The 12,923-nt window shown below is 45.8% G+C and carries 11 protein-coding genes; 7 read left to right on the forward strand and 4 right to left on the reverse strand.

Features of this window, described 5'->3' with window-relative positions:
• Window positions 1-3: 3 nt before the first annotated feature.
• Both feoB and NI455_RS09815 read right to left on the reverse strand, forming a co-directional pair.
• Window positions 4-1,860 (reverse strand): ferrous iron transporter B, encoded by a 1,857-nt coding sequence (feoB, locus tag NI455_RS09810; protein WP_138743174.1) that lies wholly within the window; start codon window positions 1,858-1,860, stop codon window positions 4-6.
• A complete protein-coding gene (locus NI455_RS09815) occupies window positions 1,857-2,117 on the reverse strand; it encodes a FeoA family protein (protein ID WP_004281065.1) in 261 nt (86 codons plus the stop codon). The genes feoB and NI455_RS09815 overlap by 4 nt, the downstream gene beginning before the upstream one ends.
• A gap of 174 nt (window positions 2,118-2,291) precedes the next feature.
• Between NI455_RS09815 and xerD the strand changes: the two genes are divergently transcribed.
• The 4 genes from xerD (at window position 2,292) to thrC (ending at window position 6,748) form a co-directional block, all read left to right on the forward strand.
• Window positions 2,292-3,209, forward strand: coding sequence for a site-specific tyrosine recombinase XerD (gene xerD / locus NI455_RS09820; RefSeq protein ID WP_253113915.1), 918 nt, complete (start codon window positions 2,292-2,294; stop codon window positions 3,207-3,209).
• A gap of 99 nt (window positions 3,210-3,308) precedes the next feature.
• Window positions 3,309-4,118: a DsbC family protein gene (locus NI455_RS09825; protein ID WP_071851139.1), complete on the forward strand. Its 810-nt coding sequence runs from the start codon at window positions 3,309-3,311 to the stop codon at window positions 4,116-4,118.
• A 126-nt stretch (window positions 4,119-4,244) separates the two neighbouring features.
• Window positions 4,245-5,552, forward strand: a complete 1,308-nt coding sequence (locus NI455_RS09830) for a homoserine dehydrogenase (protein ID WP_034438395.1) — start codon at window positions 4,245-4,247, stop codon at window positions 5,550-5,552.
• Between the two features lie 56 nt (window positions 5,553-5,608).
• A complete protein-coding gene (thrC, locus tag NI455_RS09835) occupies window positions 5,609-6,748 on the forward strand; it encodes a threonine synthase (protein ID WP_005248423.1) in 1,140 nt (379 codons plus the stop codon).
• 58 nt (window positions 6,749-6,806) lie between these two features.
• Here the strand turns inward: thrC and NI455_RS09840 are convergent, their stop codons facing one another.
• A complete protein-coding gene (locus tag NI455_RS09840) occupies window positions 6,807-7,868 on the reverse strand; it encodes a serine hydrolase (RefSeq protein ID WP_005248424.1) in 1,062 nt (353 codons plus the stop codon).
• Window positions 7,869-8,087: 219 nt separating this feature from the next.
• Between NI455_RS09840 and gacA the strand changes: the two genes are divergently transcribed.
• Genes gacA through NI455_RS09855 form a run of 3 tightly spaced genes read left to right on the forward strand, consistent with a single transcriptional unit; the run spans window position 8,088 to window position 11,750 of the window.
• On the forward strand, window positions 8,088-8,723 hold the full coding sequence (gacA, locus tag NI455_RS09845) for a response regulator transcription factor GacA (RefSeq protein WP_004281059.1): 636 nt from the start codon (window positions 8,088-8,090) through the stop codon (window positions 8,721-8,723).
• 22 nt (window positions 8,724-8,745) lie between these two features.
• Window positions 8,746-10,311, forward strand: coding sequence for a sensor histidine kinase (locus NI455_RS09850; protein WP_253113917.1), 1,566 nt, complete (start codon window positions 8,746-8,748; stop codon window positions 10,309-10,311).
• 14 nt (window positions 10,312-10,325) lie between these two features.
• Window positions 10,326-11,750: a sigma-54-dependent transcriptional regulator gene (locus NI455_RS09855; RefSeq protein WP_253113918.1), complete on the forward strand. Its 1,425-nt coding sequence runs from the start codon at window positions 10,326-10,328 to the stop codon at window positions 11,748-11,750.
• Here NI455_RS09855 and NI455_RS09860 read toward each other — a convergent pair whose 3' ends face one another.
• Window positions 11,751-12,923, reverse strand: a complete 1,173-nt coding sequence (locus NI455_RS09860) for a S41 family peptidase (protein WP_253113919.1) — start codon at window positions 12,921-12,923, stop codon at window positions 11,751-11,753.

Consider the following 12,923-nt stretch of genomic DNA (forward strand, 5'->3'; position numbering starts at 1 on the left):
GATTTAGCCCAAATAATATGAAGCAATTTGATAAGTCAGGAATGACATGAAATATGCCAGACCAAACAGGTAAACCGTCATGATACTGACAGTTTTCCAGGAACCTGTTTCACGTTTAACCGTTGCCAGAGTCGCCAGACAATGTGGTGCATAAATAAACCACACCAGCAAAGACAAACCTGTCGCAACTGACCAGCCCAGATCACCTCCACCGCTAATTAGCGCAGCTAGACCTTCAGACATCGCATCTTCATCAACAGCCGACATCGCATAGACTGTACCCAGTGCTGCAACGACCACTTCACGCGCTGCCATCGCCGGAATCAGGGCAATACAGATCTGCCAGTTAAAACCGAGCGGTGCAAAGATCGGCTGCATCAGATGACCGAGCATCCCTGCCAATGAATAATCAATGGCCGGCAAGGTTGCCCCTTCTGGTGGCTGTGGGAAAGTACACAAGAACCACAGTACAATCGATAAGGCGAAGATGATGCCACCGACACGTTTCAAGAAGATTTTGCCGCGATCCAGCAAGCCGATCCAGACGTTTTTTAGGTCTGGAAAACGGTAGCTTGGCAGTTCCATCAGCAGCATGTGCTGTGATTTATCTTTATGGAAGAATTTCAACACAAAAGACACTACCAAAGCACTTACGATGCCTGCCATATACAGACCGAAAAGTACCAGACCTTGCAGATTCAGGAAGCCCCAGACAGTTTGTGCGGGTACAAATGCCGCAATCAGCAAGGCATAAACCGGCAAACGCGCCGAACAGGTCATTAAAGGTGCAACAAAAATCGTGGTTAAACGATCTCGTGGATCACTAATGGTCCGCGATGCCATAATGCCGGGAATGGCACAGGCAAAGCTGGACAATAACGGAATAAAGGCACGTCCTGACAAACCGGCTTTAAACATCAGTTTATCGAGCAAGAATGCTGCACGCGGTAAATAACCCGATTCTTCCAGTACCAGAATAAAGAAGAACAAAATCAGAATTTGTGGCAGGAATACGACTACTCCGCCTGCACCGGCAATAATCCCATCTACCACCAGACTATTCAGCAAGGGATGAGAAATATATTCGCCGAGGAACTCACCCAACCAGCCGAAGAAGGATTCAATCCCATCCATAAACGGCGCAGCCCAGGCAAATACCGCCTGGAAAATCACGAACATCATCACGGCCAGACTAATTAAGCCCAGTACCGGATGCAGAAAAATCTTGTCGAGGAAATCGGTACGTTTATCTTCCTGATCGACGAAATTGACCACGTCATTCAGAATGTTTTCCACGCGCTGGTGACTGTCACCTTTCAAGCCGCTGAGCTCAGTCTGTGGTACAGAATACTTGCCTTGATCCAACGCATTTTTCAGGTTTTCAATCCCTGAATTGCGCACAGCCACCGTTTCTACCACAGGTACGCCCAGTCGCTCAGACAGCTTCTGAGTATTGATCTGCATGCCACGACGGCGTGCTTCATCCATCATGTTCAGCACAACCAGCACCGGACGACCCAGCTGAATCATTTCCAGCACCAGACCCAAATGCAGTTTCAGATTGGTGGCATCTACCACACACAAAAATGCATCCTGCTCCTGCTCTTCCGCAATTTTACCTTGTACGACGTTGCGGGTAATCTCTTCATCCGGACTGGTCGCATCCAGACTATAAGTTCCCGGCAAATCCAGTACCCGTACCGCTTTGCCTGAGGCAAGCTGAAACGTACCGACTTTACGTTCAACCGTGACACCCGCATAGTTACCGACTTTTTGGCGTGTTCCGGTTAAGTGGTTGAATAATGAAGTTTTACCGCAGTTAGGGTTACCGACAAGGGCAATACGTAATGTATCACTCATGCCGACACCGCCTGTTCGATTTCAATTTTGGCTGCTTCTGATTTACGCAAAGCAAAACGTGTGAATCCAACTTGAATCAAAATGGGATCTCCACCAAAAATACCTTTAGTAATGACTTGTACCTTTGTACCTGGTACAAAGCCTAAAGTTTCCAAACGACTCGCAACGACATCGTGTAGAGCACTTTCACCATCAGTTGTTCGACTCACTTTTCGAATGATGGCAATTTGTTTTGCTTTTAAATCAGACAAACGCACCGTGAAATTCCTAAACTATTTTGTACAGTATACAAACAAATGAGAATAATTAACAAATAAGATTAATTACATTTCGATTTAGCCTTATACCACATCGACACTGTCATAAAATTAAACTACAGTGGAGAATACCAATCCCGATTATCGCTTTTTCAGATCAGATCCTTTCACCCTATGCTGAATAAAAAACCCCGTATTCCTGCCCCTGTCCAGATTCCTGATGCGTTCAGTTATTTACAGGGTTTTCGTGATTATCTGATTGCGCAAACGGTCAGCCCGCATACCCGCAATGCCTATTTGTCCGATCTGGTGCAATGTGCAGAATGCCTGAGCAAGCCTCTACCGGAATGGAATCATGATGATATTTCCGATGTACTGATTGCGCTGACCAAACAGCAAAAAAGTCCACGTTCGATTGCCCGCTGCCTGTCTGCCTTGCGTTCATTTTATAAATTTCTGCGCGAGCAAAAACTGCGTAGTGACAATCCGGTGGCTGCACATAAAACCCCAAAACTGGGCCGGGCCTTACCCAAAGATCTCTCCGAAGCAGATGTCGAAGCCTTAATTCATGCCCCTAATATCAACACGGCATTAGGACTGCGTGATCGAGCCATGTTTGAAGTATTGTATGCCTGCGGACTCCGGGTGACCGAACTGATTAACTTGCGTCTGGAACTGATCAACTTAAAACAGGGCTATTTACGTATTGTGGGTAAAGGCAATAAAGAACGCCTGGTTCCGATGGGGCAAATGGCCTGTGAATGGGTAGAAAAATATCTGAACGAAGCCCGTCCGCAACTGTACAAGACTTCGACCGATTATCTGTTTCTGACCCAGCATGGCGGCATTATGAGCCGGCAGAATTTCTGGTATGCCATTAAGCGTTATGCGCTGCAGGCCGGCATTCAGGCCGAACTTTCACCGCATACCTTACGTCATGCCTTTGCGACGCATTTACTCAATCATGGCGCAGACTTACGTGTGGTACAGATGCTGCTCGGGCATAGTGATCTGTCTACCACCCAGATTTATACCCATGTAGCGCAAGTACGGATGCAACAGCTACACGCGACCCATCATCCACGGGCTTAAAACATATCCGGATGGAATAAACTGAGAAGTTTGACGTGTGGGTATTTTTTTTTGTTATGCTAATGCTCTGTTTTTAATCCAAGAAGAAAAGGGTTTTTTATGACATTTGCCCGCTCAAAAATTTTTATGGCTTGCATACTTGCTGCTGGTTTGGGTCTGACTGCGTGTTCCAATTCCACTAACAACGATAAAAAGCAAGAGTTGACTGCGAGCGCACCGGCGACGGGCGAAGCCTCTACCCTGACAGAACGCAATGCAGAACAGCGTCTGGCTTCTACGCTGGAAAAGCATTTCAAAACTGCTGGCATCAGTGCCAAAATTACCGACATTAAAGCCACTGAAGTGCCAAACCTGTACTGGGTGAGTCTGGAAGGCATGTCTGCGGTCTATGTCACCAGTGACGGTAAATACCTGATTCAGGGCGATGTGATCCGTCTCGGTGACAAACAGCTACACAATGTCAGCGAAAACCTGCAGGCAGGCATCAACAATAAACTCTTTGCTGAACTCAAGCCAGCAGACTTGCTGGTCTATCCAGCCAAAGGCAAAGCCAAGCATGTGGTCTATGTGTTTACCGATGTCAGCTGTCCGTATTGCCATAAATTCCATGAGCAAATGGATGAGATGAATGCCAAAGGCATTGAAGTGCGTTATATCGCCTGGCCGCGTGGTGAACAGCATATGCCGGCCATGGAAGCGATCTGGTGCAGTGCTGACCGCCGTAGTGCCTTTGACCAGGCGATTTCAGGCGCACAGATTAGTGCAGAGAAGTGTGAAAATCCTGTTCAAGATCAATATCAAATGGGTCTGAATATGGGCGTGAATGGTACCCCTGCCATTTATAATTCAGCAGGTACTTATCTGGGTGGTTACCTGTCTACATCGGAATTATTGAATCGGCTTAAATAACTCATTTTAATACGTTATTTAACTTTATTTTATAGATAAAGATATTCTGAAATGACCCTAGAGTCAGGCGGGTTTTTTAGCTATGATCTAGGCTCTTGTAAAAAACTGTTTAATTTGGAGTGTGACGTGAAACCAGTTCGTCTGGCAATCCTCGGTCTTGGTACTGTAGGTGGTGGTGCCTTGAAACTATTAAAAGAAAATGCTGCTGAGATCAAACGTCGCACCGGTCGTGAAATTGAAATTACCCATGTAGGCACCCGCCGTCCACGTCCTGATCTGGATCTACCAGAATCAGTCAAACAAAGTGCCGACTTGATGGATATCGTACGTCAACCTGATGTAGACGTCGTGGTAGAAGTCATGGGCGGAATTCATCCTGCTTTTGAAATTATTATGGAAGCCATGAAACATGGCAAACATATTGTAACGGCCAATAAAGCACTCTTGGCTGAACATGGGAATGAACTGTTTAAAGCGGCTGAAGACAATGCCGTACAGATTGCCTATGAAGCGGCAGTGGCTGGTGGTATTCCGATTATTAAAGTGATTCGTGAAGGTCTGGCAGCCAACAAGATTGAATGGCTGGCCGGTATTATTAACGGTACGGGTAACTTCATTCTCAGTGAAATGCGTGAAAAAGGCCGTGCTTTTGAAGATGTGCTGAAAGAAGCTCAAGAACTGGGTTATGCCGAAGCCGATCCAACTTTTGACGTGGAAGGCATTGATGCGGCTCACAAGCTCACCATTCTGGCCTCGTGTGCCTTTGGTATTCCGCTACAGTTTGACAAAGTCTTTACTGAAGGCATTGGCAAAGTCACTGCACAAGATGTGAAATATGCCGAAGACCTCGGTTTCCGTATCAAACACTTGGGTATTGCACGCCGCACAGACGCCGGAATCGAATTACGCGTTCATCCTACTTTAATTCCAGATGACCAGCTGATTGCCAATGTGAATGGTGTAAAAAATGCGGTTCTGGTACAAGCCAATGCGGTCGGCCCAACACTCTACTATGGCGCTGGCGCAGGTGCAGGACCAACGGCTTCTGCGGTTGTTGCCGATGTGGTCGATATTGTTCGTGACATCATTTACACAGAAGACGGCGCAGGTACCATTCCACAACTGGCCTTTGAAGCGCTCAGTGATTTACCGATCTTGAGTCGTGAACAAATGACCACCGGCTATTACATCCGTATTAATGCCGAAGATCAGATGGGCGTGCTTGCTGATGTCACCACGATTCTTAGTCGTGCCGGCATCAGTATTGATGCAATCATGCAGCAACCGCGTTTATCCAAAGACCTTATTCCTATCGTGATTCTGACTGATCCAGTCAAGGAATCAAAAATGGATGCAGCGCTTTCACAAATTCAAGCATTACCCGTCATTCATGGCGAAATTGTACGAATTCGTTTAGAATCGCTTGATAATTAATCGGGTTGAGGGGAGGATTCCCCTTGCCAAGCTCTACACACAATTGGAACATCATCATGTCGAATGCCAATCGTTATACTGGTTTAGTTGACCGCTATCGCGACCGTTTACCAGTGTCTGCAACTACTCGTGCGATCTCTTTGGGTGAAGGTAATACTCCACTGATCAAGCTTGAGAATATTCCACGCATTATTGGTAAAGATGTTGAAATTTATGTGAAGTACGAGGGCTTAAACCCGACTGGTTCATTTAAAGACCGCGGTATGACTATGGCGGTGACCAAAGCCGTTGAAGAAGGCTCTAAAGCCATCATCTGCGCATCTACTGGTAACACCTCTGCGGCGGCGGCGGCATATGCTGCGCGTGCTGGCATCAAAGCATTCGTGCTCATCCCTGAAGGCAAAATTGCCATGGGTAAAATGGCTCAAGCGATGATGTATGGTGCGATCACCATGCAAATTCGCGGTAACTTCGATGACGGTATGCGTCTGGTTAAAGAAGTTGCCGATCAGGCACCGGTAACGATTGTAAACTCAATCAACCCATACCGCCTGCAAGGTCAAAAAACCATTGCTTATGAAATCGTTGAAGCTTTAGGTCGTGCACCGGATTATCACTGCCTGCCTGTAGGTAACGCGGGTAACATCACTGCACACTGGATGGGTTATACCGAAGCGGTGGCTAACCAGTCGAAAGAAGAATTTGAGCAAGTCGTTTACGATGCTGAAACTGATGCTTTCACTGGTCCTAAACCGGCTGGCTTGCCAATCATGGCAGGTTACCAAGCCTCTGGTGCTGCACCGTTCCTTCGTGGCGGTCCAGTAGAAAACCCGGAAACTGTTGCAACTGCGATTCGTATCGGCAATCCGCAAAGCTTCAATCATGCTAAAGCGGTTGTTCGTGATTCAAACGGCTGGTTTGATGAACTGACTGATGCGGAAATTCTTGAAGCTCAACGTCTGCTTTCTATGTATGAAGGTGTATTCGTAGAGCCTGCGTCTGCTGCGTCTGTCGGCGGTGCGATCCGTGACATTAAAGCGGGTAAAATTGCTGAAGGTTCAGTGATCGTATGTACCGTAACGGGTAACGGTCTGAAAGATCCAGACACTGCCATCAAGCAATGTGCTGATGCTGTGATGCTGTCGATTGATGCGACCATGACTCAAGTTAAAGACTCTATTCTGTCGAATATGTAATTTCGGCCAGAATTAAAAAAACCCTGCAAGTGCAGGGTTTTTTTTATGAACCAATCAATTAGATTCGTTTAGGTTGCTGGCTAACCCAACTCATTAAACGGGTCGCATCATTGGTACGCGCCTGTGAGCTGTTTGCACCTAAAAGTACCACTGCCACAGGACGGTTATTCAGAGTGGTGTGCATCACCACACAGCGCCCTGCTTCATTAATAAAACCGGTTTTAGAAATATTGATATTCCATCCGCCATTACGTACCAAGGCATTGGTATTATTCGATTTCAATACACGATAACCCAAGTTAAAGTCATAGCTTGGCGTGGTCGAGAACTGACGAATCAGGCCGTATTGAGAGGCCGTATTTACCAAGATTCCCAAGTCACGAGCTGATGCCACGTTACCCGGATGCAAACCTGTTGATTCCATAAAGCGAGTGGAGTTCATTCCCAGCTCTTTAGCTTTTGCATTCATTTTGGCAATAAACGCTGATCGACCACCCGGATAGGTTCGTGCCAAAGCGGCAGCAGCCGGGTTCTCGGACTTCATCAGAGCAAATAATAAAGCTTCAGCACGGTTCATGCTGTCTCCTGCTCTTAGCGTCGAGCTTGAGCTTTTACAACCTGAACAGGAAAAATCAGCCTGTTGCAGGGTGATTTTTTCCGACATATTCAGACGTGCATCAGAAATCACCACCGCTGTCATCAGCTTAGTAATCGATGCAATCGGATAGGCAGTATTGGTATTTTTGCTAAACAGCACTTCACCGGTTTGTGCATCCATGACCAGTGCAGCCCGTGCATTGACAGAAGGTTGATTACTAAAATGATTCGTATCAATAATCTGTGGCGCAGTATAAGCAGGTTTGGCTGCTGTTGGCGCTGCTGTGCCGGCCTGACGCAAAGTGGTAGTCACTGTGGCTGAACCGGGTGGCGACGGCTCATTGGCAGAGGCATTAAAATCATCGCTCATTAACTGGTTAACTTCTTCAGAAGACCAACTAATGCTGGAACCGCCCTCTGCCGTGCCAGAATTCATAATGATTTCAGCAAAACTTGTCGTGCTCATGCTGATTAACACGGACAGGCCGAGTAGATGCCTTAAAGACTTGTTTATTTTCTTCACTATTCCTTCACTCAACTAACAGAGGTAAGATTGATTTGCGTATTACCTCTAATATGCCTTACATTTAAACACAATGCCGAACATTTTTTGTTCTTGACACTGTGTGATAAGTTTCAGATTTAATCTTGCGAATAGGATTGCTAATTTTGTACTTTCATTGCAAGCTTATTTTGCTTTATGTAACAAAAAAATGATTTTTTTAACAGAGGGAGAGCGTAGGTGATCACAGTTTTAGTTGTGGACGACCATGAATTAGTTCGTACTGGAATTTGCAGAATGCTAGAAGACCATGCGGAGGTTCAGGTAATTGGACAAGCTGAATCTGGTGAAGAAGCGATCTCTCTAGTTCGTCAACATCATCCTGATGTAGTTTTGTTAGATGTGAATATGCCGGGCATTGGTGGCGTAGAAACCACGCGCCGTCTACTTCAGAGTGCGCCGGAAACCAAAGTTTTGGCGGTTAGCGGTTTAGCAGAAGAGCCTTATCCGTCCCTGTTATTGAAAGCCGGTGCCAAAGGTTATATCACCAAAGGGGCCCCGATTTCGGAAATGGTCCGTGCGATTAACAAAGTCATGCAAGGCGGCAAATATTTCAGTGCAGACATTGCGGAACAGTTAGCAAGCTCTTACCTTTCTGATACACAACAATCGCCTTTTGATGCATTGTCAGAACGTGAAATGCAAGTCGCGATGATGGTCGTGAATTGTATCAGCGCCCAGGAAATTGCCGACAAGCTCTTTGTGAGTGTTAAAACCGTGAATACTTATCGTTACCGTATTTTTGAAAAACTGAATATCGATAGCGATGTTAAACTGACTCATCTGGCCATGCGCTATGGACTCATTAAACCTTAGCTTTTAACGATTTCCGGTGCATATGGCACAACAAAAAAACTATGCTGAACTGAATCAATACCATCTCGGTATCTGGTACAGCGCTTATCGTCTGCTGATCAGCACCGGTTTGTTACTGATTTTTCTGCTGACCTACCCCGAACTCACCACCGATTATCAATACCCGCAGCTGTATTATTATGCACTGGGAATCGGGGTTGTGATCAATACCGTACAGCTGTTTGTGCTGAAATGGATCAGACGCCTGATCCAGCCGCAGCTGATTATGATTTTCTTTAGCGATGTCTGCGTTTTAAGTTTGCTGACTTTGGCGAGCGACGGTCCTAATCTGCAAATTGGGCTGCTGTTTGTGATTACTATCTTTTCTGCATCTTTATTATTAGATGCAAAAAAGGCCTTGGTCGTCACCCTCATTGCAGTCATTAGTGTTATTTATCAGCATTTTATCGGCAGTATTTTTGCGTTTTCTTCACTCAGCAATATCAGTAATAGCGCCCTGCTGGCCTTTTTGTTTTTTGTGGTTTATGGCACTGGACAAATTGCCGTGCGCCGTTTTCAGATTCTGGAAAATTTGAATTTTTCTCAATCGCTGGAACTGCATCGCTTACAGAATATTAACCGCTATATTCTGGAACAGATTGAAACCGGTTATCTGGTTCTGGATGAAAACTATCATGTGGTACTCAGTAATCCTGCCGCCTGTAATCTTCTTGGAATTGAGTCCAAATACGGCCATGAGAAATTTACTTTATCTCAATCACAGCCAGATTTATTTGAACTGATCCATTTTGAAACGCTAGAAAATGGTGAGCGCTTTCAGTTTGAATCCCAGCAAAGTCGCTATAATATTCATGTGCAGGTGCAAAAACTGATTGTGCCGCATCAGACTCTAATGCTACTGGTGTTACAGGATGCCAAAAAACTGAATCAGCAGGTGCAGCAACTTAAACTTGCTGCACTGGGTCAACTCTCAGCCAGTATTGCCCATGAAATTCGTAACCCCTTGGCGGCCATTGTGCAGGCCAATGATTTATATCTGGACTCGGAAACTGAACAGCAACAGCTACTCCAGCAGATGATTGGCCGACAGGCGACCCGGATTGACCGGATTATTCAGGACACGCTGAATATGGTCAAAAATAAAGAAACCCATCCTATACCGATTCATCTCAATGATTTTATCCCGTTATTTATCCAAGAAGATCTGGCCGATATTCATGATCAGATTCAATTTAATATTGATATCCCTTTGGTAATTCAGTTTGATGAAGCACAATTCCGGCAAATCCTGATTAATCTGATTCGTAATGCCATTCGTCACAATTCAGCAGATGCAGCCTATATTCAGCTGAATGTGCATCCCTATGAACATCGGGTCTGGATTGATGTACGGGATTTTGGCTCTGGCGTAGCCGTACATGATCAGGCCTTATTGTTTAAACCCTTTTTTAGTACATCGATTAGTGGTACCGGATTAGGATTGTATTTATCACATAGTTTTTGCGAAGCAAATCAGGCACAATTAAACTATATACAACAAGAACAGGGCGCATGCTTTCGCATCAGCTGTCAACGTATTACGCTTTAAAGGGGTCAAGGAAGATGAATGGGGAACAACAACCACTGGTGCTCTTGGTGGATGATGAGGAGGATTTATGTACCCTCATGCAAATGTCATTGCTGCGCATGGGAATTCGCACGCACATTGCCCATCGTTTGGAAGACGCTAAAAAATGCCTTGCCAATCATCAATATGATGCCTGTCTGACCGACCTTAACCTACCCGATGGCAATGGTTTGGAGTTACTGGATTGGATTGGCAATCTTTACCCGGCACTTCCGGTCGCGGTTCTGACCGCCTATGGCAACATGGAAATCGCCATTGCTGCACTCAAAGCAGGGGCCTTTGATTTTGTCAGCAAACCGGTTAATCAGAAACATCTGGAACAGCTCTTACAAAAAGCCCTGAATAAACCGGTGGATTATTCGCATAATAATCCGAATGATGCACTCGAACATAAAATGCTGATTGGACAATCCCTGCCGATTCAGCAATTACGTATTACCTTACAAAAAATTGCCCGCTCACAAGCACCGGTTTTTATCACCGGTGAATCGGGAACAGGTAAAGAAGTCGTGGCCAATCTGGTCCATCGCCTGAGTAACCGTAATGAAGGTCCTTTTATTGCGATTAACTGTGGCGCCATTCCGACTGAGTTGATGGAAAGTGAACTCTTTGGACATAAAAAAGGCAGCTTCACCGGCGCTGCTCAGGACAAACAGGGCCTGATTCAATCTGCCCATGGTGGCAGCCTGTTTTTGGATGAAATTGCAGAATTACCGCTTTCCATGCAGGTCAAACTGTTACGTGCCGTACAGGAAAAACGTATTCGTCCACTCGGTTCAGATACCGAAATTGATGTGGATTTCCGTGTAATCAGTGCCACCCATCAGGATCTGGAAGCCTTGGTGCAACAAGGCAAATTCCGTCAGGATTTATATTTCCGTATTCATGTAATGGATCTGACTTTACCGCCGCTGCGTGAACGCGGCCAGGATATTCTGTTACTGGCTGAACACTTTATGCAGAAGATTTGTAAGGAATGGGGAATTCCCAATAAAAAACTGACCGAACGCAGTAAAGAGTTCTTATTGGGACAATATTATCCAGGTAATGTACGTGAATTGCGTAATATTATGGAACGCGCGATTACTTTAAGTGATGAAGAGCGGATTGATCTTCAGCATTTACAGAGTGCACCGCTACGTCAGGCGCTAAACAGCCCTCAGGAGATGGATACGCTCACGAGCGAGATCATTGCGACCGAAACCCTGATTGCACCTAAAAAGCTGCCTGAAGAGGGCTTAGAGCTGTATTTGGAAAAGGTCGAGAAAGAGATTTTACTGAATGCGCTGAATCTGACCCACTGGAACCGGACACTGGCCGCCAAAAAACTCGGCATGTCGTTCCGTTCCCTGCGCTACCGCTTGAAAAAGTTCGGACTGGATACCGAAGAAGACGAATAATTATTTTTGCAGGAGCAGCAAGTCTGTGACATGTTCCAGATAGCTCTCCTCACGCATTTCCTGCTTAAACGAATAGTTGAAATGCGGCTGTACGCCCCGCCCTTCAATCATCTGGCCACTCGGGCTAAAGTATTGCGATACGGTCATCTGTAAGGCTGAACCATTGCTTAAAGGAAAGAGTTTCTGTACTACGCCTTTGCCATAGCTCTTTTCTCCGACCACCCAGGCACGATTATGTTCTTTCAGGGCTGCAGTAAACACTTCTGCTGCAGAAGCCGAGCGGTTGTTAATCAGCACCCCAACTTTCAGATTCTGGAACTCAAAACTCGGCAAGGCCTGAAATTGCTGGTTGCCTTCAGCACGGCTTTTAGTCGAGACAATCACGCCCTGATTCAAAAATAAATCGGCAGATTCAACTGCTGCAGACAATAAGCCTCCCGGGTTATTACGCAGATCAAATAATACGGCTTTTAAGCGTTTATCCGAGTAACTTTCGATTAGACGTTTGATTTCATTGGCAGTATCTTGCTGAAAAACCTTGACCTGTAAAACCAGAACCTGATTATTGTGCAGGCTCGATTTAATTTCAGTATCCAGTTTGGTATTGCGGACCAGACGAACGGCCGGACTTTGCGGGGAAAGCTGGATCATGAGCGTTGAGCCAACTGCTCCGCTCAATAACTGCCGGACTTGTTCCTGATTCAGGCTACTTAAGACCTGATCGTCAATTTTATAAACCGTGACGCCATTTCGCAGTCCCTGCTTGGCTGAATCTGCATCGGCACTCAGTCCCTGAACCACCCATTGCTTCAACCGCGGGTCAAATTGCAGATCGAAATCAATGCTGGCCAGATCGCCTTCGGTATATTCACGCAACTGTTTATAATCTTCAGGCGACAAATAACGGGAATAGCGGTCTAAGCCACTGACCAGACCTTGAATAGCCTGCTGGAATAAAGCATCGTCATTTTTATCTTGAATATAATTGTCTTTTACGATGCCATAAATTTGTACGAATTCCTGAATAGATGCCACAGGAATTTCAGAATAAACCTGCCCATCCATTTCCATATCATCGAATGCCGGCTCATTTGAACCCGCACCCCAGGCTGAATGACTCAAACACATCAGTAAGCATGGTATTACAACAGACTTCCAGCGTGTTCTTGCCAT

The sequence above is a fragment of the Acinetobacter lwoffii genome (assembly GCF_024129435.1).
GTDB classification, from domain to species: domain Bacteria; phylum Pseudomonadota; class Gammaproteobacteria; order Pseudomonadales; family Moraxellaceae; genus Acinetobacter; species Acinetobacter lwoffii_F.

Bases quoted from the DNA above. Each gene is read 5' to 3' on its own strand.
- xerD (WP_253113915.1), top strand. From the start codon at position 2,292: ATGCTGAATAAAAAACCCCGTATTCCTGCCCCTGTCCAGATTCCTGAT.
- feoB (WP_138743174.1), bottom strand. From the start codon at position 1,860: ATGAGTGATACATTACGTATTGCCCTTGTCGGTAACCCTAACTGCGGT.
- NI455_RS09855 (WP_253113918.1), top strand. From the start codon at position 10,326: ATGAATGGGGAACAACAACCACTGGTGCTCTTGGTGGATGATGAGGAG.
- NI455_RS09860 (WP_253113919.1), bottom strand. From the start codon at position 12,923: ATGGCAAGAACACGCTGGAAGTCTGTTGTAATACCATGCTTACTGATG.
- NI455_RS09825 (WP_071851139.1), top strand. From the start codon at position 3,309: ATGACATTTGCCCGCTCAAAAATTTTTATGGCTTGCATACTTGCTGCT.
- thrC (WP_005248423.1), top strand. From the start codon at position 5,609: ATGTCGAATGCCAATCGTTATACTGGTTTAGTTGACCGCTATCGCGAC.
- NI455_RS09850 (WP_253113917.1), top strand. From the start codon at position 8,746: ATGGCACAACAAAAAAACTATGCTGAACTGAATCAATACCATCTCGGT.